This is a genomic window from Neobacillus niacini NBRC 15566, assembly GCF_001591505.1.
Taxonomy (GTDB): Bacteria; Bacillota; Bacilli; order Bacillales; family Cytobacillaceae; genus Neobacillus; species Neobacillus niacini.
In genome coordinates this window covers 1-23,714 of the sequence record NZ_BCVA01000007.1, presented here as the reverse complement: position 1 = coordinate 23,714, position 23,714 = coordinate 1, and the positions used below count along the sequence as shown (strand labels likewise).

28 protein-coding genes are annotated in these 23,714 nt (G+C 38.0%); 9 read left to right on the top strand and 19 right to left on the bottom strand.

Going from position 1 to position 23,714, the window contains the following annotated elements; all coding sequences use genetic code 11:
* Positions 1–192: 192 nt before the first annotated feature.
* Entirely contained in the window at positions 193–366 is a 174-nt protein-coding gene (locus BANA01_RS29470; RefSeq protein WP_157411743.1) for a hypothetical protein, read from the top strand.
* Between the two features lie 277 nt (positions 367–643).
* On the opposite strand, the gene BANA01_RS08345 is transcribed toward BANA01_RS29470, so the two are convergent.
* Positions 644–1,231, bottom strand: a complete 588-nt coding sequence (locus BANA01_RS08345; RefSeq protein ID WP_052106401.1) for a nucleotidyltransferase family protein — start codon at positions 1,229–1,231, stop codon at positions 644–646.
* A 201-nt stretch (positions 1,232–1,432) separates the two neighbouring features.
* On the opposite strand from BANA01_RS08345, the gene BANA01_RS08340 reads away from it, so the two are divergent.
* Complete coding sequence (locus BANA01_RS08340) at positions 1,433–2,209, top strand: arylamine N-acetyltransferase family protein (RefSeq protein WP_034676268.1); 777 nt, start codon at positions 1,433–1,435, stop codon at positions 2,207–2,209.
* A gap of 47 nt (positions 2,210–2,256) precedes the next feature.
* Entirely contained in the window at positions 2,257–3,276 is a 1,020-nt protein-coding gene (locus tag BANA01_RS08335; protein ID WP_052106402.1) for a phosphotransferase, read from the top strand.
* Between the two features lie 83 nt (positions 3,277–3,359).
* Here the strand turns inward: BANA01_RS08335 and BANA01_RS29465 are convergent, their stop codons facing one another.
* From BANA01_RS29465 to BANA01_RS08325, 3 genes are all read right to left on the bottom strand, one after another.
* Entirely contained in the window at positions 3,360–3,518 is a 159-nt protein-coding gene (locus BANA01_RS29465; RefSeq protein ID WP_157411742.1) for a hypothetical protein, read from the bottom strand.
* 236 nt (positions 3,519–3,754) lie between these two features.
* Positions 3,755–4,714: an SGNH/GDSL hydrolase family protein gene (locus BANA01_RS08330; protein ID WP_235847089.1), complete on the bottom strand. Its 960-nt coding sequence runs from the start codon at positions 4,712–4,714 to the stop codon at positions 3,755–3,757.
* 236 nt (positions 4,715–4,950) lie between these two features.
* Positions 4,951–5,619, bottom strand: a complete 669-nt coding sequence (locus tag BANA01_RS08325) for a nitroreductase family protein (protein WP_034676271.1) — start codon at positions 5,617–5,619, stop codon at positions 4,951–4,953.
* Positions 5,620–5,900: 281 nt separating this feature from the next.
* Between BANA01_RS08325 and BANA01_RS08320 the strand changes: the two genes are divergently transcribed.
* Positions 5,901–6,518 carry an NUDIX hydrolase gene (locus BANA01_RS08320; RefSeq protein ID WP_063252584.1) on the top strand — a complete coding sequence of 206 codons (618 nt, stop codon included), beginning with the start codon at positions 5,901–5,903 and terminating at the stop codon, positions 6,516–6,518.
* Between the two features lie 86 nt (positions 6,519–6,604).
* Here BANA01_RS08320 and BANA01_RS08315 read toward each other — a convergent pair whose 3' ends face one another.
* Positions 6,605–7,078 carry a peptidoglycan recognition protein family protein gene (locus BANA01_RS08315; RefSeq protein WP_063252582.1) on the bottom strand — a complete coding sequence of 158 codons (474 nt, stop codon included), beginning with the start codon at positions 7,076–7,078 and terminating at the stop codon, positions 6,605–6,607.
* Positions 7,075–7,905 carry a protein phosphatase 2C domain-containing protein gene (locus BANA01_RS08310; protein WP_063252580.1) on the bottom strand — a complete coding sequence of 277 codons (831 nt, stop codon included), beginning with the start codon at positions 7,903–7,905 and terminating at the stop codon, positions 7,075–7,077. Before BANA01_RS08310 ends, BANA01_RS08315 begins: the two co-directional genes overlap by 4 nt.
* Positions 7,906–8,098: 193 nt before the next feature.
* On the opposite strand from BANA01_RS08310, the gene BANA01_RS08305 reads away from it, so the two are divergent.
* The 5 genes from BANA01_RS08305 (at position 8,099) to BANA01_RS08285 (ending at position 11,712) form a co-directional block, all read left to right on the top strand.
* Positions 8,099–8,464: a DUF2089 domain-containing protein gene (locus BANA01_RS08305; protein ID WP_063252578.1), complete on the top strand. Its 366-nt coding sequence runs from the start codon at positions 8,099–8,101 to the stop codon at positions 8,462–8,464.
* 12 nt (positions 8,465–8,476) lie between these two features.
* Positions 8,477–8,866 carry an SHOCT-like domain-containing protein gene (locus BANA01_RS08300; protein ID WP_063252577.1) on the top strand — a complete coding sequence of 130 codons (390 nt, stop codon included), beginning with the start codon at positions 8,477–8,479 and terminating at the stop codon, positions 8,864–8,866.
* 11 nt (positions 8,867–8,877) lie between these two features.
* Complete coding sequence (locus tag BANA01_RS08295) at positions 8,878–9,159, top strand: hypothetical protein (protein ID WP_063252575.1); 282 nt, start codon at positions 8,878–8,880, stop codon at positions 9,157–9,159.
* A gap of 243 nt (positions 9,160–9,402) precedes the next feature.
* A complete protein-coding gene (locus BANA01_RS08290; RefSeq protein ID WP_063252573.1) occupies positions 9,403–10,491 on the top strand; it encodes a hypothetical protein in 1,089 nt (362 codons plus the stop codon).
* A 15-nt stretch (positions 10,492–10,506) separates the two neighbouring features.
* Entirely contained in the window at positions 10,507–11,712 is a 1,206-nt protein-coding gene (locus tag BANA01_RS08285) for an amidohydrolase family protein (protein ID WP_063252571.1), read from the top strand.
* Positions 11,713–11,776: 64 nt separating this feature from the next.
* On the opposite strand, the gene BANA01_RS08280 is transcribed toward BANA01_RS08285, so the two are convergent.
* From BANA01_RS08280 to BANA01_RS08220, 13 genes are all read right to left on the bottom strand, one after another.
* Positions 11,777–13,156, bottom strand: a complete 1,380-nt coding sequence (locus tag BANA01_RS08280; RefSeq protein ID WP_063252569.1) for a sensor histidine kinase — start codon at positions 13,154–13,156, stop codon at positions 11,777–11,779.
* Positions 13,153–13,833 carry a response regulator transcription factor gene (locus BANA01_RS08275; protein WP_063252567.1) on the bottom strand — a complete coding sequence of 227 codons (681 nt, stop codon included), beginning with the start codon at positions 13,831–13,833 and terminating at the stop codon, positions 13,153–13,155. The genes BANA01_RS08280 and BANA01_RS08275 overlap by 4 nt, the downstream gene beginning before the upstream one ends.
* 77 nt (positions 13,834–13,910) lie before the next feature.
* Entirely contained in the window at positions 13,911–14,591 is a 681-nt protein-coding gene (locus BANA01_RS08270) for an ABC transporter ATP-binding protein (protein WP_063252566.1), read from the bottom strand.
* Between the two features lies 1 nt (position 14,592).
* A complete protein-coding gene (locus BANA01_RS08265) occupies positions 14,593–15,627 on the bottom strand; it encodes an ABC transporter permease (RefSeq protein WP_063252564.1) in 1,035 nt (344 codons plus the stop codon).
* 176 nt (positions 15,628–15,803) lie between these two features.
* Entirely contained in the window at positions 15,804–16,937 is a 1,134-nt protein-coding gene (gene ald / locus BANA01_RS08260) for an alanine dehydrogenase (protein WP_063252562.1), read from the bottom strand.
* 51 nt (positions 16,938–16,988) lie between these two features.
* Positions 16,989–17,267 carry a EutN/CcmL family microcompartment protein gene (locus BANA01_RS08255; RefSeq protein ID WP_063252560.1) on the bottom strand — a complete coding sequence of 93 codons (279 nt, stop codon included), beginning with the start codon at positions 17,265–17,267 and terminating at the stop codon, positions 16,989–16,991.
* On the bottom strand, positions 17,267–18,106 hold the full coding sequence (locus BANA01_RS08250) for a hypothetical protein (protein WP_235847088.1): 840 nt from the start codon (positions 18,104–18,106) through the stop codon (positions 17,267–17,269). The genes BANA01_RS08255 and BANA01_RS08250 overlap by 1 nt, the downstream gene beginning before the upstream one ends.
* A complete protein-coding gene (pduL, locus tag BANA01_RS08245) occupies positions 18,075–18,887 on the bottom strand; it encodes a phosphate propanoyltransferase (protein ID WP_063252558.1) in 813 nt (270 codons plus the stop codon). The genes BANA01_RS08250 and pduL overlap by 32 nt, the downstream gene beginning before the upstream one ends.
* Before the next feature lie 3 nt (positions 18,888–18,890).
* Entirely contained in the window at positions 18,891–19,172 is a 282-nt protein-coding gene (locus BANA01_RS08240) for a BMC domain-containing protein (RefSeq protein WP_063252556.1), read from the bottom strand.
* A 13-nt stretch (positions 19,173–19,185) separates the two neighbouring features.
* Positions 19,186–20,664, bottom strand: coding sequence for an acetaldehyde dehydrogenase (acetylating) (locus BANA01_RS08235; RefSeq protein WP_082799450.1), 1,479 nt, complete (start codon positions 20,662–20,664; stop codon positions 19,186–19,188).
* Positions 20,664–21,170, bottom strand: coding sequence for a BMC domain-containing protein (locus BANA01_RS08230; protein WP_063252554.1), 507 nt, complete (start codon positions 21,168–21,170; stop codon positions 20,664–20,666). The genes BANA01_RS08235 and BANA01_RS08230 overlap by 1 nt, the downstream gene beginning before the upstream one ends.
* 75 nt (positions 21,171–21,245) lie before the next feature.
* A complete protein-coding gene (gene phnX / locus BANA01_RS08225) occupies positions 21,246–22,055 on the bottom strand; it encodes a phosphonoacetaldehyde hydrolase (protein ID WP_235847087.1) in 810 nt (269 codons plus the stop codon).
* A gap of 168 nt (positions 22,056–22,223) precedes the next feature.
* Positions 22,224–23,420, bottom strand: coding sequence for a saccharopine dehydrogenase family protein (locus tag BANA01_RS08220; RefSeq protein ID WP_063252552.1), 1,197 nt, complete (start codon positions 23,418–23,420; stop codon positions 22,224–22,226).
* Positions 23,421–23,714 lie beyond the last annotated feature (294 nt).

Below are 23,714 nucleotides of genomic sequence, written 5' to 3'. Positions count from 1 at the left end.
GACAAGGAATTTTGATTTAACGTTACCGTTTCCAGTTAACTACTAAGTCCAAATAGTGTTTAACTTGTTCCCATTTTCATAATCCTAAACCGAACCTAATCAAAGTGTGAAAACATTCACAAAAAAGCGTTGAAATCGCTTTCAAAATCGTATATAATTATATTAATATTACAACTTAAGAGGTGTACCAGCATGAAAGAATATATTTTTCTACTAGAAGAACCATTGGGAAACAAAGAAATAAAGATTATCGCTTCAGGAATGACGGAAGCCTTCAGAAAAGCAAAAGAATTTCAAAAAAATATTGTCCGAGAAACTAAATCAAAGGTCAATATGATCTTAAAAGGTGTTAGATACACGGATTAACCTTAAATGAAAATTTACTGAAAGGAAAATCCTACACTATATGTTCTTAAGATTAATACGAGATCAATAAAAGAGAACACATTCGCTTGTTACCGAACTGTGTTCTCTTTTTTTTTTGGATGTACCTTGGGGACTGTTCTAGTGGACTACTTTTTGTCTAGCTTGGAACCAAAAACACTCTCCCTGTGGACGTTAACTATTAAAAAAAGCAACCCAATTCCACTAGGAAAACTGATCGAATCAAGTTCCCTATTTAAACTGGAATATATCAAGTAATTCAAGTTTTATTATAATAATCAATGGCTTGTTGGTAATCATCCTGCGTATCCACATCCATGAGTACTCCTAGGTCATCTACATTGATGTATTCCTTTTTAAAACCATTTAGGACTACACGTAAATTACTCTGCGGGTCGGATTTAAGAATTTTTTGTTTTACTAATTTTGATAACTTAATAGGATGTCCACCTTTAAAATGAAAGCTTGGGATTACAACGGCCCCTTTGTGTTCTGCTAGCAGGTGAATCGTCTCTTTTTTAACAAGCGGACAATCTCCAGGTGTTATAAAGAAGGCTGGGGTCTTTACTTCCGTACACCCCTTTTGAATAGAGGTGAACATGCCCTGGTTAAAGTTTTCATTAAAAACAACCTCCATTTGAAATGGATAGCTATTTTTATCATTGATTTTTGCCATTTCCTCATTGATGAGATCCGCATGAAACCCGGCTACGACGATGACTCTGCTGCATACTCCTTCAAATTTAGAAATCGTACGCTCCAACACGCTCATTTTCCCCAGTGGCAGCGTCATTTTAAATGCATTTGCTCGGCTAGAATATCCAGCAGCTAAGACGATTGCTTCCATTATTATCACCTCGCCAAGACCATGTGGACGGTTTCATTTGTCTACTTTTTGTTTAATAACCCCAAAGGAAACTGTCCATCTGGCGTTTTACATTATTTTACCACTAGCAATATTGGTCTGCCTAAGATTATTTTTTATTTGGGTTACCTCATGCTTTTTGTTATCATTTGAGAGATAGGTTGGTATCAAGGAGGACTTGGAATGAACACCTTTAATGAACTATTCCGTAAAAGAGTAGGTATCCCACAAGATGAAGTGATTACATTTGATAATTTAGATCGTGTTCTTGAAAAGACGGCAAAAACGATTCCTTTTGAGAATTTATGTATTATTGAAAATAGGACGCAGGAAATTACAAAAGAAAATTTAGCGAGAAAAATACTACAACATAACGAGGGTGGGCTTTGTTACGAACTTAATACCATTCTCTACCTTTTCTTAAATGAAAATGGTTTTAACCCCTCCTTAGTTCGCGGAGTCACTTATAATCATATGAATCATCAATGGAGTGGGACTGGGAATACTCATGTGGTCAATCTAATTACTTATAATGGGCAGGCATATATTGTTGATACCGGTTTCGGAGGGAATTTACCATTAAAGCCTGTTCCGTTAAGCGGAGAAACTGTTGTATCTAGCAATGGAGAATTTAGAGTCGAACGTGCAGAAAGTGAACATGGGGATTATAAGTTGTACATGAAATTAAATCGGAAAGATGAGGATTGGAAAATAGGTTACGCCTTTAATTCTAAAGAGCCAATTCAAACTATATCTGAATTAAATGAAGTGCAAAAAATTATCATGGAACATCCTGAATCTGCATTTAATAAGAAGCCTCTAGTCACGAAGATCACAGATAAAGGGAACGTAACATTAACGGACACTTCGTTTACACAATGGGTGAATAGCACATTGACAAAGGAAAACATTGATGAAATACGATTCCATGAAATTAAAAAAGAATATTTTAAACTTTAAGGAAGGTAACATTCAATGGGGACCTATGGAGAGGATTACTGATTATAATGGTAGAAAAGATAATATACATAGATGAAATATTGGCACAATACTTTCCTACAGGCAGCTGGGTAACATGGGATGGGCAAAGTGGCGCAAACAATACCACGCGTTTTGTTCGCGTTGATGATGAGCTATATGTTCTCCGCGTTTATGAAACCCACCAGGATGTTGAAAAGGTGAACTACGAGCATTCCATTCTGGTTGCTTTAGCGGAACTACCACTAACTTTTTCTATACCCAAGCCTATTGAATCAAGGGTTGGAAAAACGATTGTCAGAACTAGGGATGGAAAGATTGCCGCTTTATTTCAATATTTAGATGGCAGCAACCCTGCCCTGGTTGAATTGGTAGAAATTCATTCTTACGGGAGAACTGCCGGTCTATTGTCAGCTTCGCTAGCACATGTACAAATCCAGCGGCGGCCTGCCTACAGACCGTATTATGAGATTGAAAGTACTCATCCTAGTTGTTCTATACAGGATATTTTTAACTTTTGTAAAAACCCTCCACTAGAATTTTCGGAACAGACAAAAGAATTATTAGTGATCTATGTACAGCTCACTTCTTTTATAGAGCAAGTCCCAACATTAAGGAAATTGCCACACCAGCTTGTTCACGGCGATTTAAATGCATCCAACATTCTCGTCAATGAAGATGGAATGGTGTCTGCCGTACTCGATTTTGAATTTGTTACGAACGATTTGCGGGTGATGGAACTGGCTGTTTGCTTATCTGACTTTATCCACCCTAGCAAAGTAGAAACGATTATTTGGACAAAAGTTCAGTCGTTTCTTTCTGGTTATGGGCACTCATTAAAATTGACAGCAGCTGAGATCGAAGCCATTCCAATCCTTATCCAACTCAGAAGTCTCGATGTTTTCATCCACTTCCTAGGTCGTTATTTGGATCAGGTCAGCTCCATTGATATCGTTAAAGAGTATATACAGAAATCTGCGATACGCTGTAAATGGATTAAGGAAAATAAAAAGCAGTTCATTACTTTATGTAGGAATTGGTTGATATAAATAGGTAATGGGGACGGTTCTTTCGGATAACTTTTGTTAAAGTTTAAACCAAAAGAACCGTCCCCATGTCGATCATGTGCGTTTTAAAATACCCCTGGCCCACTAGAATTATCCTTCATTACTTCCCCTAATTTCTCTCTTTGTATATCTTCATCAGGAATGGACATCCCAGATTTCTTTTCGTAATAAATCGCAATACCTCCAACAATAAAAACCGGTATTAATATCAATAACCAAATCATTATTAACACCTCCTTGTTTTTATTATATTGTTATTTTTACTTTATTTGACAACTTTTTCCTATTTAATTCTAAATTGATAAAATGGCACTATCTAAAACATAACGAAATTTGTCAAAGTGCACTTCTATTGTACCGACCTTTTTTCGTGGACCTTGTCATCCCTTTAAACAAAAAAATGACCAACAAATAAAATTTGTTGATCATTTCAGAGCAATTAGCCTTATTAGCGATAAGATTAAGGTGATACCTCTACAGAGTTCATCTCGGTTTCTTTATTGGATTCCTTTAAATAATCTAAAACCCGCTGGGCCATTAATTTATACCCGCTTGTGTTTGGATGGAATTCATCTTCCGCCAATAAGTCAATGGTAGAATTACTGAATAAGTCGATTGTTGGAATAAATCTTACGTTCTTGTATTCTTCTGAAACTGATTTTCCCGCCTCATTCCAATTTTCTACGATCATGCCAAGTTCTTTTATTTCTCCAAAATGCCGTTCAAATGGATTGTAAAAACCAATTAAATAAATTTGGGTATCTGGATTAAGCTCATTAATTTTATTAAAAATAGCCTTTAATCGTTCCATATATTTCACCCTTTCCGCTTGGAAGGGTTCCATCGTAACATTCATAAAATTGGATTTAAATACACTCATAATGTCGTTCGCACCAATTGTAATGAGGACCATATCAGCTTCTTTAATGGCAGAAGCAATGTCTTCATTCTCCAGTCTTTTCAGTAACTGATCGGTACGGTTTCCTTTTTTACCGAAATTTTGTACAGTGATATTTAGTTTATTGTCTTCAAACGTGTTATTAAGAATCCCTACATAACCGCCATTTTCTGTTTCATCCCCAATGCCTTCCGTGAGAGAGTCACCTATTGCCACAATTTGCTGATCTTTCTTTAGAAAGTCTAATGCAACCTCCAGTACTTCCCTGACCTTATCCTTAATATTTTCCGCTATTGGCTTAGCAGTGACTTCTACCTGCTCGGTTTGTTCCTCTTCCTCAGGCTTGTCGTCTTGAACGGTACGATCTTCTGTCTTTTTCGTTTGTTCTTGACTAACAGAAGCGACCGCCTTTACATATTCCACCTTTGTTTGAGTACTATCTTGCAGAAGTAAATATAGGCAGCCGGTTACTACTAAAGTACCAATTATTATACTTATCCATTTTAATTTTTTTTGCTTCAAGTCCATCACACCTATTACAATAGTAAAATGATAATCTTAAAAATAAACAACTTACTAATATATAGTTATTCATTTTATCATGCATGGCAACATTCCGAAAGACAACAAATATTAGTAAATCTAGTGTGAAATGCAGTTATTTTCGCTGGAGAGCTTGGTTGTTATACATATATAACCCCGTTCTAAGAAAGAACGGGGTCAAATGGTTTTTAGATATTTCTATAGTTCGAATTGAATCACTCTTCCACAGATGGCATTTCGTTAAAGAACGCTACATCTTCAATTGGAAGACGTGTGGTAGGATGTCCTGGTTTCGCTGCTTTACCAATCGCAATAAGCATGACTGGCACAAACTGCTCAGAGATTCCGAACGCTTCTACGAACTTCTTTTTATCGTATCCTCCCATTGGCACCGTATCATATCCTTTGGAACGGGCAACAAGCATGAGCTGCATGGAGATAAGTCCGCCGTCTGTAAATACAATTTCACGAGCCACTTCAGGTGACAGGTTTGAGTATGTGTTAACTGTTCTTTCGATGAATGAGTTAGCTGTATCTACCGGCATGAACCCTGCAGCAGCAGCTTGTCCATAAATTTTTTCAGCTTTCTTGTAGCTTTCCACATCGCCAAGTACCGCAATCACCGCAGAAGCTTCGACTACTTGTTGTTGGTTAAATGCGATCGGCAACAGTTTTTCCTTTAACTCCGGTTTATCGATAACGAGAAAACGCCAAGGCTGCAGGTTTGAAGATGAAGGTGCTAACGTTGCAAGTTCTAGGATTTCCGTCATTTCTTCACGAGAAATCTGAACGGTTGGATCGTATGCACGGACAGAGCGGCGTTCACGTATAACATCTAAGAACATTTGCTGTTCAACTTTTTCTATAGTTTGAGAGTTTGACATCGTAATTCCTCCTAGTAATGACATGATGATTATGATTAATTCTATGGTGAAAATTAGAGGTTTTTTAACCTCATTAAGAAAAATCTAATAAAAGATACTTCTATAATAATGTCTATATCACACTAAGTAACCTTACTCACATTCAACCAAAATGTCAAAAGGTATGCTTTAGTAACTTTATACAGCTAATGATGATCATAACAAACAAGTTGTAGCAAAATTTTGTTTGTTTCATATATATGATAATAGTAAATATTATTAGACAAGCTGGTGATGTTGATTTGGAACCTAAATGGCTGGATTGGGCGAAGCAGCTCCAATCCATTTCGCAGGCGGGATTGGCGTACTCAAAAGATGTTTATGACTTGGAGAGATTTGAATTAATTAGAAATATCAGCGTGGACATTTTAGCACATTACACAGAAATGGACAGGCCTGTCATCAAAGATTTATTTGCAGGTGAAACTGGTTACGCAACTCCTAAAGTAGATATTAGAGCAGTGGTCTTTCAGAATGATAAAATACTGATGGTTCGTGAAAATAGCGATGGAAATTGGGCTTTACCCGGCGGCTGGGCTGATATTGGACATACCCCAAGCGAGGTCGCTATTAAGGAAGTAAAAGAAGAAGCAGGATTTACTGTAAAACCCATTAGAGTAATAGCTGTAACCGATAAAAAGTGCCATCCACACCCTCCGTCTGCTTTTCATGTTTATAAAATATTTATACAATGTGAAATCATTAGCGGGCAAAAAGCTTTCGGAATCGAGACAAGTGAAGTGAAGTTCTTTGCCGAAAACGAACTGCCTCCCCTGTCAATCGCTCGGAATACAAAATCACAAATTGAGATGGCTTTTAACTACTTAAAAAATCCCGATCAAGCTGTTTATTTTGATTAAATAACGATATCTTAAATGTAAGAAACCAAGATGAACTTAAATTACATCTTGGTTTTTCATTTCTATTATAAATGCCTCGTACCTTTTCAGCTAAGTTTAATCGATTCTCTGAATTGGTCCATATTAAAGTTTTTACCTGGACAACTTTTTGCCATGCCATTTACTTCCCGATGTCCAAGGATTTGATCAGTAGATAAATAATATTGCTCTAAAAGGAACATACAAAGTTTCCTCAATGATTTTAACTGCTCTATTGAGGGAGTATGACTATCAAAATTTCCTGCTAAACATATACCCATTGATTTTTGGTTATATGAAATAGCGTGTGCTCCGACATGATACCCTCTTCCTTTCATGATTTCACCGTTTTCCTCAATAAAATAATTGTACCCTATTCCACTCCATCCACGCTCATCCTGATGAAACTGATGGGTTTTATTCACATCCCAACCTATTTCTTCGGTATGGTGCACAATGATGTACAAAACATCTTTAATAGCAACCAGTGGCTCTTTAAACAATAAATTACTATCTTTAATCCATCCTGGTTCTATACTCATGTAGAGCTCTCCTCTTTGCAAAAACGAATCATGATCCCAGACTTATCATCTAAACGAAGGTTATTCCTTATCTCATATTGTTCTAATTCGATAGAATATGCTTGTAAACCGATTGTTTGTATCTTTTTAAATGTTTCTTCCACTGAATATTTTGGATGAAAAAGGCCATCTGTGATTAATAATAAAGTTTTGATTTCACTGATTGTTACTTGACCATGCTGTATAAAATTTACTACCTCTTCTTTTCCATTCGCTACAGTGTAGCCATATTCCTTATTAGCTAATGAACGATTAAAAACCAACTGGTTTGTTCGATTCTGAAAATACTCCTCGTCTGGAAGGTTAACACCTTGCTTTCTTAGTTCCTCGCGCCATGCCTTCGCACGATAACTTATATCTTTTACCGTATCCCTTGTTAAGGCTTTTATCGTTCCGTTTTGATATTCAGCCATGATCATACAATCACCAAGCTGCGCATACGAAATCTTTCCTTCTTCTTCAACTTTTATCATTGCCGCACAGGTGGACCAAAGTCCTTCATGTATTTCCTGATTCACCTTGTATTTGTCCATTCTTTCACTCAACATTCTATTTGCATTCACGATTCCTTCCACTAATGTAAGGTTACTTTTGTAGAGTCTTAAAAAATAATCCTTAAATAAATTTGAAGCTAGATATGCACCGTTCATTCCGTTCTCATCTTGGAATGGCACTAATGGAGTTGCCCCATCGAAAACCCCAAAAACATTAAGCTTTTCATTTATTACGATTGAATCTTCACTGACCCTTTTCTGAGGTGCAGCTTTACAAAATGACTTAATGATCATTGAACGTCCACCTTTTTTCGATTAATAAATTATCATATTATATGAACAAAAAGATAAAAGTAACATTTAAATTAATAAAATTAATTTTCGAATTAAAAATTTTAATATTTTCTTCAAAAAAATTAAAATTTATTATTTACTATTTGAATTTATCGATATATAATCAAATCAAATAAAAGGAAGGAATTACAATATGGCACATAAAGTAATCACAAATTGTCCTGTCTGCAGCAATACATTAAAGATTATGAAGCTGCAGTGCTCTCATTGTCACACTACGATTGAAAATGAGTTTGAGTTAACCAAGTTAGCGTCATTATCCAAGGATCAGCTTCATTTTGTCGAAGTCTTTTTAACATGCAGAGGGAACATCAAAGAAGTTGAAAAGGAACTGGGCATTTCGTATCCAACGGTCAGAAGTAAGCTAACTGACATCATTTCTTCCCTTGGATATGTGCAGAAGAAGAAAAATGAAGTTGATGAGAAAAAGATTGTTACCATGTTGGAAAATGGCGAAATCACAGCAGAGGAAGCCATTAAGCTTTTAAAAGAGGAATAGGAGGAATGGACCATGAAAGAAGAAATTGCAAGAGTATTAACTTTGGTGCAAGAAGGGAAAATTGACGCAGATAAAGGATCAGAACTGATTCAAGTATTACAAGGGAAAGAAGAAGCTGGAAGTAAGCTCGTAGAAAAAACAACTAACTATGTTGATAAAACATTAAAAATTCGTGTTGTTTCAGCGGAAAATGATAACGTTACCGTTAATTTGCCAATAAAACTTATCAAGGTTGTATTAATGGCTGGCCATAGCATCGCAGCCAGTATTCCTCAATCCGAAAAATATGTGAAGGATCTTGACATAAATCTTATTATTGAAGCAATTGAAAACGAATTGGATGGCCAAATTGTTGATGTGAAGTCGGCAAACGGTGATACCGTTTCTGTCATCATTGAGTAGTGGATTTCCCTATGCTGTATGTAAAAGTGAAAGCAAAAGACGTCCGGTTAACCATCCCAGTTCCGTATGCCCTTCTAACCATTTTTAATTCTATTTTGTCTTCAAAATTTGTCCATCAACAGGCAAACAAATGGACGAGAGAACATTTTGAAAAAAGAAAACTTGACTTCTCTATTCCACAATTAAATAAAGAAATGCTAAAGCCAATCATCAAGGAACTGAAACACCATAAAGGAATCGTGCTGGTAGATGTCAAAGCTAAGGACGGTACCGAGGTTAAGGTTACTCTATAAAAATGAATGATGGCTATGAGAATTGTGCCAAAGTTAAACGCGGATCACTTGGAATTCAAGAGATTCGCGTTTTATTTTTCCTGATATAGACTGGATCTCTCCGTTCACCGTACCATCCTTCAGCTTGTAATCCTTTTCTTTTGCTTCCGTTTATTTATTAAAAAATGACAAAATCCAAAAGATGGATACACACACTTTTCCCGCCCATACATACGATAAATAAAAATGGCAGGAGGTCGTTTTATGGAGAAGGAACAAGCATCTGTTTCACATTCCTCAAGGTCCAAGTGGCAGACTTTTGAAGTGATTGGGATATTGTTAGTCTTTGGGACATTGATTTTGCTTTTATTCGCTCCTAATTCACTGTCAAACTTATTTGATACGATTATCAAAGAAGTAAAACCGATTGTTGTCGATATTTTTCTAACAAGTGAAGTGGGAATTGCGATTATTGTAAGCGTTATTGTTGGTCGCCTATTGGAACGTTTAGGATTTACGGATGGGCTCATTCGTTTATTTGTTCCGATTATGAAGTGGTTCAAGATCAATCCTTCCGTCATTATTCCAAGTGTCTATAATATCCTTGGAGATATTAACGCTGCCGGAAAAATCTCAGGTCCAATTCTCGTGAAGGCAAACGCCACCAAAGCAGAACAAAAAATTGCGGTTGCGACAATGATTCAATCTCCACAATCCTTTGCAACGTTTGTATTAGGACTTATCGCATTGTCTGCATTTAGCATTAATGCCTTTCCACTCGTCATCTTATCTATTTTTGCCCCCATCATCGTCGTTCCGTTGCTCTTATCTAGAACAATTTACCGAGATACCAAAAAAGTGGAGCTTGAGGAATTACCACGGTTTACACCAACTACCAAGTTTTTGCAAACCATTTTCTCATCAGCTAAAGAAGGCGTTGAACTGCTGTTTTTAATTATTATTCCAGCTGTTGCAGCCGTCTTTTTCTTTATCGGAGCCTTAAAATTCATAGGAGTCTGGAGTTTCATAGAATCAAGCTTATCCTCTGTTCTTATGTTCTTGAGCATTGAACCTGCTACCGGCATCGTGTCTATTCTCGCAGCACCAACACTTGCAGTGGCGCAGCTTGCAGAGCTCGCAAACACCATTGACCCCCGTTTAATTGTCGGTTCATTTGTGTTAGCAAACTCCGGGCTGCCATTATCAGTTATCTTTGGACAGGTGCCTGTCACCTGGGCAGAAACATCTGGCCTGAATGAACGGGAAACATTAGAAGCGGCGATTATTGGTACGGTTCTTCGAATTATTACTGCGTGTGTCTTGGGGTACTTTTTAACTCCCTTTTTGGTGTGATGAAGGATGAACTATTTGATTCGAAGTAAAAAACTAGTCACTGTCAGTCAGTTAGGGACGTTAGAAAATGGCGCAATGGTAATTGAGAATGGAAAAATAGCTGTGATAGGCCGCTATGACGAATTGAAGGTGCAATTTCCCGAAACGGACGTCATCGATTGCTCGAACTATGTGATTACTCCCTCCTTGGTCGATTGTCATACTCATTTACTAGAATTCGCCCCCACCTCTCTTTATCCTGTAACTCCAGAGACTCATTTTTTAGCAGGGAAAGCCATTCTCTTACATGCGTTGTCATCGGGTATTACCGCACTTGGTGAGCAAATTTGCGGTCACCCGCTTTGTGATTTTTCAAAAGAAGACTACCAGAAAGCCGTTCGTAATCTACCTATTGATGTATCTTTTGCCACTACCAGTATTTCAATCGGTTTTGAAAATTTGTCCCATTTTACTTCCATCACACAATCACGCGGAGTTACTCAATATGATTTATCCGACCCAGTACTTGTGCAAATGATTGCTCTTGAGAGCGATTATCCTGGTGAAAATATCTTCATCAACGCCACACCCGCAAATTTCACCGAAAAAGAAGTACCTCGTGCCGGGGAAATCATCTACACGCTAGAGGAGTTACAAAAGATCGTAAACATCTATCATCGATTAGGTAAACGAATGGGTGCCCATGTGGCAGGTGAAGAAGGAATCCAATTAGCCTTAGATGCTGGCGTGGATGTCTTCCATCATGCACATGGTATTACGAATAAACAAATGGAGAAAGCTGCAAAACAAGGTGTGAAAATCGTCGCTACCCCAATGGGCGGTACCCATTTACAGCCGAACTCTCCTGAAGAAATTCTAAAACTTGTGAAAAAAGACATACCTGTATCGATTGCAACGGACTCCTATCTCCCACCCTACCATGGAACCTCATGGCTGCCATTCCAAGACCAAGCATTAAAAGGGCCAGATGTCTTAATGTTAATCGCACACCCAGCCATGAGACTACTAAAAAAGCATCATTATGATGAAAATAAGATTCTGGCACTCTTAACCGATAATCCCGCAAAGCTATTAGGAAAAGAGGATGTATTTGGAAGACTAGAAGTAGGATTAGAAGCCAACTTTTTAGTAGCTGAAGGTGTACCTGGACTAGAGTTTACGGAGATTGATAAAATAAAACAGGTTTTCTATAGAGGAGTGAAGGTAATCAACCGAAATTAAACCCTTTTAAGATTTAAATAGCAGGAGCATATAAAATTGCTCCTGCTATTTCTATGAGAAAGTTCTACTTAACTGGCAATTCAACAATAAAAGTAGACCCTTCTTTTTCTTTACTCTTCACTGTAATAACCCCATTATGCAGTTTGACAATGCTTGCAACAATCGATAGACCTAAGCCTGTCCCTTCAACACTTCTTGTTCGGGATCTATCTGTCCGGTAAAAGCGTTCAAATATCCGATCCACTTCCTTATCGCTCATCCCTAAGCCAGTATCAACAAACGTCACGAAGACCGATTTTTCTTTTTCTTCAATAGATATCTCTATACTGCCATTAGGTATATTATATTTAATCGCATTGCCTAAAAGATTATCCCAAACCGTTTCAAGCAAGGCGGGATCACCGATGATTTCACTATCAGGTAAGCTGTAACTTACCATTAATCCTTTTTCACTTATTGCCCATTGGTAATTTCGAATTAAACCCTTTATTTGCTCACCAACGTTGAAAGATTTTTTCTTCATGATGTCCTCATCTCGATCTAACGAAGCAAGAAGTAATAATTGCTTTGTTAGAGAAGAGAGCCTTCTAATTTCACTATTAATGATCGAAACGTATTGAGTCCTATTTTCACTGCTAATGGAATCATGGTCCAATAGGTTCGTATATCCTTTTATATTCGAAAGCGGTGACTGGATATCATGAGAAATATTTGAGATAAATTCCTTCCTCATGTCCTCCATTTGTTCCAACTTTGTCGCCATTTGTAAAAAACTTTGGGAAAGCTGCCCTAACTCATCATCTCGATGAATATCCAAATTCACCTGATAATTTCCACTAGCTAAAGACTTTGTTGCTTTCGTTAGCGTAGAAATAGGTTTAATTAGATATTTTGTGTTAATCAGTACCATCACAAAGCTCAGAGAAATGGCTAATAGCAAGATCCATCCAAATAAAACATGCATTTCACTGAAAAGAAATTTTATATCTGGTCTTATAAAAAGAGCGTAGTTTTTTCCGTTATGTTCTAACGGAACCCCAATCGTGTTCCTTAGTTCATTGGCAAAAAATCCTGTGACAAACGTTTCGCGTGGGAACTGAAGGATACCGTGAAAAATTTGACCATTTATCACACGTTTCTTGGTTGAATTGGGAAGATTTTTATCTCTGAAAGGTTCACCGAAAGAATGTTCATTCCCAACGCTATCGACTAAATACATTTGATAGCCGATTCCCGAAACATTCTCTAAATAATCTATTAAGTTGTTATCCGGATGTTCTTTTGCAAAAGTGGCAATGCTAAGCGCAATTTTTGTGTTTTTTTGGTCATTTACCGGCTTTATTTTTTGATGGTAATAGGTGTTTGAGATTAAAAAAGCCAAGATAAAACTGATCAGCATCATACCAGTGGTGATGACAATAAATTTCACATAAAGGGTTCTCATTTCTTTCGGGCCTCCAAAGAATAACCAACCCCTCGTACTGTTTTAATCTGAAAATCATCACTCAATGTAGAAAAACGTTCCCTTAACCTTTTTATATGAACATCTACGGTTCGGTCATCTCCTTCATAATCCCTTCCCCAAATCTTCTCTATCAGGTGTTCCCTCGAAAATACTTGCTTGGGATTAGAAAATAGATATGATAACAGTTCAAATTCCTTTAATGGTAAAAGCAAGGTTCTGTTGCCACTTTGGACTTCATAGCTTTTTTTATTTATGGTTGTATTGCCAATCCGTATAAAGGTGTCATCTACTTGAGGTTCATATCTCCGTAACAATGCTTTGATTCGAAAAAGTAATTCTTTTGGTTCAAAGGGCTTAACCAAATAATCATCTGTTCCGGCCAGAAATCCTTGCTCCTTATCCTCAATTTGGTCTCTAGCAGTTAAAAGGAGGACAGGAATATCATACTGCTTTCGAATTTCCCTTGTTAAAGTAAAACCGTCCATGAATGGCATCATCACATCCACTATGGCTAAGTCACTCGCTTCCTTTTTAAGTACTTCCAAGGCTTCAACCCCATCTTTTGCTTGGAGTACCTTATAGCCTTGATTAGATAGTTGAATGGTGACTAGGTTAACTATATGAATATCATCATCAACAATTAAAATAGTGGTCATATCTGTTCTCCCTAAATTGAAATCTCCTGCACTATATCTTAGGTTCATTATACCCAAACCATCTACCAATTCTAATGTTAACTGCCCAAAACCATACCATCACTCAGCTTAATGATACGATCAGCATAGAAAAGCATTTCTTCATCATGCGTTACCATTAATGTAGTCAGGTTCAAACTTTTTGTTAAATCTCGTAGTAACGTCATCACATCTTTTGATTTTGTTGAATCCAGGCTGGCAGTTGGCTCATCAGCAAACAGAACCTTTGGTTTATGAATGATGGCACGAGCAATGGCAACCCGCTGTTTTTCTCCACCTGATAATGTGGCTGGGTAGGCATTTTTTCGATGGTTCATCCCGACTAATGTTAGTATTTTGTCAATTTCCTTTTTTTGTTCTGTCTTCTTTGTTTTAGATTCTGATACCTCCAGCATAAGCAGTAATTGCTCTTCTACGGTGAGAAAAGGAACCAAATGAGCGAATTGAAAAACAAAACCAAATTTACTGGACCGAATTTTTCTAACTTGTTCTCCATTCATCGTGGTTAAATTTTCCCCTTCGAAAAGTACCTGCCCCGCTGATGCAGGTTGAAGTCCAGCTGCAATGGTTAGCAGTGTACTTTTACCAGAACCAGAAGCTCCTACTAATGCCGTTAGCTCCCCTTCTCTAAGTGAAAGGTTGATTCCTTTTAAGATTTCTTCCTTTACTTCTCCATTGATAAACGTTTTTCTCACTTTATCGAGTGTAAATCGTGTCATATTAAACCTCTCCTTGTTGAATTGCTTGTAATGGTTGTACTTTTTTAATCTGCAGGCCAGAAATCGTAGCCCCTATAAAACCAATTATGAAGTAGACGCTCGATAATTGTGCTGTTGTTTCAATGGTCAAGCTGAAAGGCATATCCTTAGGTGCCAGCCTATTAAAAACCTGACTAAGCGAGATTGAAATCATTAATGCCATAACTGTAATTATTATCATTTGTGTCCACATCATGTGGAACAACGTTCTTGTTTTTACCCCAATTGCCTTTAAGATTCCGTATAAGCCCATTTTCTGAACGTTCATCATGTAGAAAAAGATCCCGAATAACATACCGCTAATAACAACTAAAAACCAAACGATCATATTAAGCGATGTCTGCTCTGCCTTGTAACTAGATATCGTGTTTAAGAATTGTTTCTTAGTAAACACATCTAATCCTGTGACTGCACCAATAGAATCCTTTCCTGGTACAAAAATCAGTTGCATTTCTTTAACGCGGTACATTTCTTGGTAGTCTTCAGAATGAATAAATGCAACAGGTGCATGGCTGAATTTCTTTTGGTCGACAAAGCCTTTAACAATGAATTTGCCGCTGTACTGATGATTCGTTAAGGAATCACCAACTTGTATCCCCTTTTCTTTCATAGACAGATCTAATACAACTTCTCCCTTTTGGACCATTTCAAACACCGAAGATTCGGTCGACGTAACAAATGCGACACTTTGCTGCTTTTCATCCTCATCATTCAAAAACCCCATTTGAATGGAAAATGCAACGGCTTCTTTATGCTTTTTTAACATATTTCCCTGAACATCTCTATCGATTCTTGAGAGATTAATGGTTTGATCCGCATCTTTGGACATATAAAAATGTCCCTCGGGCAAACCTTTTATTAATGCAGCATTGTCCTGTGACAAGCCATTTGCCAAACCCGATATGATAAACGTTAATAAACTCACGAGAAAAACAATCGAACCTAAAATCAAAAATCTCAATTTATTCTTTTTCATTTCTTTCCAAGCCATGTTCATCTTTATTCCTCCAATCTCTTATTAACGTCCTTAGTTTAAAATCGGATTATGAACTGGAGATGAACAGCTGAATACATTTTTTATGAAAAAGACAAAAGTGCCTGACACCAACCAAAAAACTGGTTGCTGTCAGGCACTTTTTCCTCAAAATGGAGATATTTTTGTCACCATAAAATTTAAACGTTTGCAAATTCTTTTTCTAACACACTATCAACTGGTACATATTTATATCCAAGGTCTTTAGCTACTGCTTCATAAGTAATTTCACCTTTAGCTATGTTTACGCCAAGCTTTAATGATTGATTATCCATAATTGCCTTATAAACGCCCTTATTGGCTATTTGCAAGGCAAACGGAATCGTAACATTGGTTAGTGCAATTGTGGATGTCCTAGGCACTGCACCTGGCATATTCGCAACAGCATAATGAATAACACCGTACTTTTCATAGGTTGGTGAATCATGTGTAGTAATATGGTCAATCGTTTCGACGACCCCACCTTGATCAATTGCCACGTCAACAATTACTGATCCTGGCTTCATCGTTTTAACCATCTCTTCCGTTACGAGTTTAGGAGCCTTTGATCCGGGAATTAATACAGCGCCTACCAAAAGGTCAGCCTCCCTAACTGCTTCTGCGATGTTATATGGATTGGACATAAGTGTTTTTATTTGGTTACCAAAGATATCATCTAATTGGCGTAATCGATCGGCACTAAGATCAATAATCGTTACCTCCGCTCCTAGTCCGATCGCCATTTTTGCCGTATTCGTTCCAACTACTCCGCCACCAATAATGGTAACTTTCCCTCGATTAACACCTGGTACGCCAGCGAGAAGAATCCCTTTTCCGCCATTTGATTTTTGTAAGAATTGCGCTCCAATTTGCGCAGCCATTCTCCCGGCCACCTCGCTCATTGGCGTCAATAAAGGTAAAGTTCGTTGATCCGAAACTGTTTCGTACGCAAGCGCAAGTACTCCTTTTTCTTTTAGCGCTTTTGTTAAAAATGGTTCGGCTGCTAAGTGTAGGTATGTGAATAAAATCAACCCATGACGAAAGTAGTTATATTCACTTGGAAGGGGCTCCTTTACTTTTAGGATCATCTCGGCCCTAGCCCAAACATCTGAGGCTTGATTCACTATTTCCGCTCCTGTTTCTTGATAATCCTTGTCAGTAAATCCACTGCTAGCTCCAGCATTTTTTTCAATTAAAACGGTATGACCAGCTTTTACAAATGTAACAACCCCAGCCGGTGTGATTGCCACTCGATTCTCATTATTTTTAATTTCCTTTGGTACACCAATAATCAAGATATCCAAACCTCCCCTAAACCATTCGATGTTTTTTGATACTCCAAACTCCTATTTACTTACCTCTTCTGCTTCAAAAGAATCGATAATTCCAACAATAGCCGCATCAATGGGAGAGTTTTTTTCTGAAGCTAGTTTTTGGGCTGGTGATCCTTGCGTAATTAGCACAAACTCTCCAACTCCTGCCCCAATCCTATCCATTGCCACCAAATGTGTTCCAATTGGTTCCCTTAATAGGTTGATTGGCTGGACAATAAGTAGTTTTATATTTTCCATGCCTTTTTCTTTTTGAATGGCCCAAACACTCCCCATCACCTTCGCTAATAACATCACCCTTCATCCCTTTCGATCCATTTAACCATTATTTTTCTTTGTTTCAAAAGATCTTTGGCTAAAGGAGAAATGATGACGCCTTTAGGAAGAACAATCGTATTATTTGGGATAAGAGACTGTGCTTGGATCCAGTCAGTTGTGAGAAGTTTTTTATCAAAGGCCAGCTGGTTATTTTCAGTAATACTATTATTCTTCGAGGAAGTCATTTCTGTTTTTTTATTTTCTATTTTTTTACCAATCTTTTGTATGATGGAATCTGCCAATTCCATTTGTGGTTTAAAATCAATTCCAAGCTCATTCATTTGCTTTTTATAGGATTCAAAACGCTCCCGATAAGGTGCAGGTAAAGTGAGCTCTTTTAAGCACCGTCGGTCGGATCGTTTAATTCCTGGAGTGTCGGCACCGACCAAAATAAATTTCTTCAGCATAAGTGCTGAAAAAATAACCTCTGCTTTAATGGTTCCCTTCATCCCTATTGATACACGGGCAGCATTATCTAAATCAATTTCCGGAATAATAATTCCATCATAATCTTTTGAGAGTTCAATAGCGGCTGGTGAATATTCATCGGCTGCGATAATTCTTTCGGATCCGCTTGACTCCACCCGCTGCATTCCAAGCCATGATGATGTTTCACCATCCAAGAATAAAAGGTCATACCCAATTTTCGCATTTTTCAATTTGATAAACTGATCTGCAAATGGTTCATTGGCGGAACTATCGCAAAAAATAAATAACACTTTTCCATTTAATTCTTTTTCCCTTTCAGTCTTCATCGATTGGATAACCTCATGTACAACCGACTCAACCATTGCACGAATATCGATCCTCCTCACCTCCTCTATATCGAAAAAATTTACCATTTTTTCCGACTAGTTTCACCTGGTCCCCTGTTTTTAATCCAGCCGCATTTCCTTCATCAAGATCAATATGAAAATCCAATACATAATTGGGGTTCACACGGACGATAACCTCTGTGAAGATAATAGGACGTTCACCTTCTGTTTCTAGAATCAGTTGATCTCCCTGCTCCAAATTCCATGCTTTTGCCTCTTTAGGAGACATATGAACATGGCGCTTTGCCACAATTACGCCTTGTTGAAGAGAAACACACCCCTTTGGTCCGATTAGTGTGAGCCCCGGGGTGCCTTCAAGTGAACCAGACAATCGAACTTGAGGATGAATACCTAATTGATATCCATCCGTAATGGAAATTTCTACTTGAGTTTCTCCTCTTACAGGACCAAGAATTCTTACATGTTGGATCATTCCTTTTGGACCTAATAATGAAACTTGCTCCGAAGCCGCAAATTGACCGGGCTGCGATAATTCTCTCATGGGCGTTAAAGTATAAGACTCGCCAAAAAGTACTTCCACATCCTGTTGTGCCAAATGAATATGCCTATTTGATACTCCAACTGGAATCATTAAACTACTCTGATTTCCTATTGTAGGTTGCGGGCTTTTTGTAAACCGTTGGTCCTTCAGTTGTATACGCCTATCCCGCAGGAAGTCAATCGCAGAAGGTGTAAGCTTATCATCCTCCCGAATAATGAAAGGATTAGGAATCCCTTTTATCAACATCGATCTTAATTTGGATTCCGTTATCAGTACCATGGTTTATCCTTCCAGTTTAGGAAGAATGAGCTCAATATCTGAATGCGGGCGTGGTATCACATGAACAGAAACCAATTCTCCTACACTTTCAACTGCGGCTGCACCTGAGTCAACAGCTGCCTTCACTGCACCAACATCTCCACGAACCATAACGGTTACCAAACCGCCCCCCACATGAACTTTGCCAATTAATCTAACATTTGCCGCCTTTGCCATCGCGTCTGCTGCCTCAACAGCACCAATCAATCCTTTTGTTTCAATCAATCCTAATGCTTCTCCACTCATTGTTTATTCCTCCTTATTTATAATTTAATTCTTTTAACACATTTTTCACGATTTCCATAATATCGGCTTTAGTAATATTATTTTCTTCATTAGATGAAACATTTTCGGTAGAACGTACATCCCTCGTAGGTACCTCGTTTTTCATTTCACGAATCCCAAAAGCTATTCGTTTTTTATTGATTAAATGCTCTGGACCAATATTGTCTGATGAGATATTGTTCCCCAACGTCCCACAGCCTAGTGTCAGCGATGGTGCAATTCCCGTGGTTGCACCGATTCCGCCGAAAGTCGTACCGGAATTTACCACTACTCGAGAGGCTTTTTGCTTCACTCCAAAACTTTCAATGATCTTTTCATCTTCACAATGAATTCCAACTGTGTGACCTAATCCTCCCAGCTCTAACAGCTCAGCACAAATCCTGTTTGCCTCTTCATCATTCTCTACAGTATAAAATGCTAGAATTGGAGACAATTTTTCAAGCGAAAAAGGAAATGACTTCCCTACGTTTGTTTCTTCCGCAACGAATAATCTAGTATCATCTGAAACGGTGATTCCTGCTATTTTCGCTAACATTTGCGGGGATTTTCCAACAAGATCAGGGTTTAAGCTTCCATTTCGTAAAATGATCTGCTCCATTCTTTTCTTTTCGTAATCATCAAGGAAATAAGCACCTTCACGTTCCAATTCACGCTTCAGCTTTCTTTTGATGGATTTTTCTACAACAAGTGATTGCTCGGACGCACAGATTGTCCCATAGTCGAATGTTTTACTATGCACAACCTGTCTTGCCGCCTTTTGGACATTGGCACTTGAGTGGATATAAACAGGAACATTCCCAGGACCTACTCCATATGCCGGCTTTCCTGAACTATAGGAAGCCTTTACCATCCCTGGACCGCCTGTAGCTAATATAAGATCAGTGATTTTATGGTTCATTAACTCCTGTGCAGAAGCTAGAGTTGGTTTTGTTATACATGATATAACACCATCTGGTGCACCAGCCCTCTTAGCCGCTTCATGTAAAACGCTTACAGTTTCTTTTGTGCATTTTGCTGCTGAAGGATGCGGACTAAAGACGATTGCATTTCTTGACTTTATTGCAATTAAGGCTTTATAGATAACGGTTGAAGTAGGATTAGTTGAGGGGATAATTCCAGCGATGACTCCTACAGGTTCTGCCACTTCCCATACCTTTTTTTCATCATCACGGGAAATCACTCCTACGGTTTTTTTCCCTTTTATTGATTCAAACACATCTTTAGCAGAAAAAAGATTTTTGGTCATTTTGTCTTCCATCTTGCCATAGCCTGTTTCATCTACTGCCAAGGCTGCCAGCCTGCCTGCTTCTCTCATCGCCGCTTGAGCCATACTGTGTACCACTTGGTCAACCTGATCTTGTGTCATATTTGAGATGGCATTTTGTGCGATTTTTGCTCGTTCAAGATTTTGTCTCGCTTCTTGAATCGATTCGAGGTCATTATCCAGGTACATCATTTTTCGCCACCTTTCGTTGCTTGGAACTTAACGATTATGTTCAATAACTCCTCTTTTTTCGTTCTAGAAATTTCATCTGATGGCAAAGGGAAGCCTTCTATGGAATTGGCAAGTTCTCTAAGCTCTTGTAAATTCATTTTATTAAATTCTTTATTACTAGTGTCCTTCGCGATTATTTCATGCTGTTTGATGTTAACGGCATTTTCAACCGAATCGTCTATTAACTCAGGGAATAGCATCTTTATTACATGATCATCGGGTCTTGGAATGACATGTGAATGTCGGAACTGGCCTACTCTTTTTGCCGCTTCTCCACCGGTATCAACAGCAGATTTTACGGATGCCACATCGCCAATGATGTAGATGGTAACAATTCCAGAGTCGGCTTTTTGATAGGTGGTAACCTTTACATCTGCTGCCTTCGCAGCCTCGTCTGCAGCAGCCACCAAAGCTGGGAATCCGATCGTCTCGATCATTCCAAGTGCATATGATTGTTTCTTCAATGAATCTCACCTCTTCACCTCTCGTAATCTCTTTTATTAAAAAACTATAAAGAGTTTTTTGAAGGTTAATTGTTTTTAATCCCCATTCGCTAAGCGCTGATTAATTTTTGGAATTAGTTTATCTAACTCGCCAATACTCTCAATGATATAATGAGCCCCTGCAGCTTTATAGCGTTTCACAACGACTTCGAGTTTTTCTGCTAGTGTTTCTTCGTCAAGTGCATTCACTTCATGCTCTTTCAAACCTAATTCACTACTGCCTTTTAAAATACCTACGCTCCAAGCACCTGCATTTACACCTTCTTTTATATCACTGACAGTATCCCCAACTTTAATTATATGTTTCATTGGATATACACCAAGGTATTCAGCATTTCGATAGCACATCCAAGGAAGAGGCCTTCCTGCTGCAACATCATTTGGAGTTACCAGGTAATCGGGTGCGTACCCCTTCTTTTTCGCCTCCGGTGCTACGATGGCCATCATTTCAGACGTATATCCTGTAGTGGAACCGATTTTTATCCCTTTTCTCCTTAATCTTTCGACGAGTTCGATTGCACCAGGAATTGGATTGCAATAATTAGGTAGAATAGAAAAGAGCATAGGTTCAAAATCGGCGTATAAGTCATCGATATCCTTCTTTTCTGGTATTCTTCCAAACTTTGCTTTCCACAATTGTGCAATTCGATCCATTTGGCACATTTCTTGAATGTGATCCCACTTTAACATTCCCATTGGAGCCCGTGCTTCTTCATCTAATACTTCAATTCCTCTTTTTCTGAAAATCTCTTTAAATACATCCAAGGGAGCAAAACAGCCATAGTCCACTGTAGTGCCTGCCCAGTCAAATATAACAGCTTCAATCTGAGGAGATTGATTTCCCAAACGTAAACCCTCCTTTATCTACAACTAATACAAAAGCTTCCTTCTCCATCATTGATAAGGATCTATTTTATTAGTTCATTCATTATTTTGAGCAGTTATTCTCTAGGTTTCTAGGAGAATTGCTGCAGGATCTTCTTCATTAAAAATTAAAATCAAAGATGGAAAGAATTAAATCCTAACATATATTTCTTCTTCCATACTTTCGTCAAAATCTTCAACTTCTTCGTGAATATGAATCCCTCGTTTCTTAAGCTCTTCAAAAATCATCGTTGGTTCAAATGCTTCTTCAGGTATTACGACACCTGTTTTTTCTACTAATCCCTTAGCAAGAATCTCAGTTGCTATTGCCATCGGAATCCCTACATTTCGAGTATAGGCCCTTAAATTCTCCCACCCTTTTACAGAGCCATCACTTGAGGGATGTGTGTGATACAAAACATGACGCTTTTTAATTCCATCCTTTTTACCAATCACTTCTATATGAAGTGAGTAACCATAAAGTTCGGTTTCTTGGCCTTCTTTCGATTGGAGCAGGTATTCACCAATAACATCCATAACCCCAACTTCCTTTTCATTTATCAATACTTTTGGATTACGCATAATCCCATAGTCATAAAGAGCACGGACTAACTGCATATTTTTCTTGGGCCATGTTCCTCTAACTTCAATTAACTGGACTCCCTTATTTGAGAGTGCTTTCGCAAGAGTACGTGTTTCAGAATGCGGAATAATATATTGAACGGTTTCTCCATATGGTTCAGGGAGTCGAATTTTTCTAGGTCTAGCAAAAGGAGGTACTTGCACAAATTGACCCTTTTCGTACACAATCCGACCTGGGAGGTCAGGGTCATATTCATATGTAGTCGTTTCAGTGATGGATTTAGAAAAGGCAATTGGCCGAAAGGAGCCGTGGCTTACTCTGACTGTTTCCACTTCATCTAATTGGTTAGCAGCATGCAAAGCCATCATTTGAGTTACACCAGGAGTCATTCCAAAACCAGGGACAGCGGTTTTATTATTCTTCTTGAAAATGTCAGAGAATTCATCTTCGGCACCAAAGCCATTTAAATTAATTCCGTGGCAGCCTGCTTCAGCAATACATGCAGTTGACAGACCATTCAAGGTAATCGTTGTTCCATCCATGACAATATCGTAACCCTTCATCTGTTCTACTGTTTCTTCATGATTAAACACATTTACCTTAACAAAATTGACTCGAGGATCATCAATTTCTTTTACTAATTCCAACCCAATTTCCTCATTGAAATCGCCAATGGAAATGACATCAAAATCGGAGTACTCAACAAGATCTAATACTGCTTCTCTACCTATTCGACCTGCCCCGCCTAAACAGAATACTTTCATATTCTTCAGCCCTCCTGATAATTTTAAATATTCACTCAATTCTTGAGTTAATTTGATTTTAACACACGGAATTTGGTTTGTCTTGGTTTTTATTTGTTTTTTTCTAAAAATTTTTAAAATATATTTGTTATTCCCTTTTTTACGTTTACTTTTTATAAGAAAGACTTGTTAAATTTCATTCTTGAATTTTAGTACACAGGTATAAAAGGTACTGAAGAACAAATCAGGAGAATTACCAGTGATTTCGTCCTTCATGAGGTTGATGAAAGACAAATCACGAGAGTTCCCAATGAT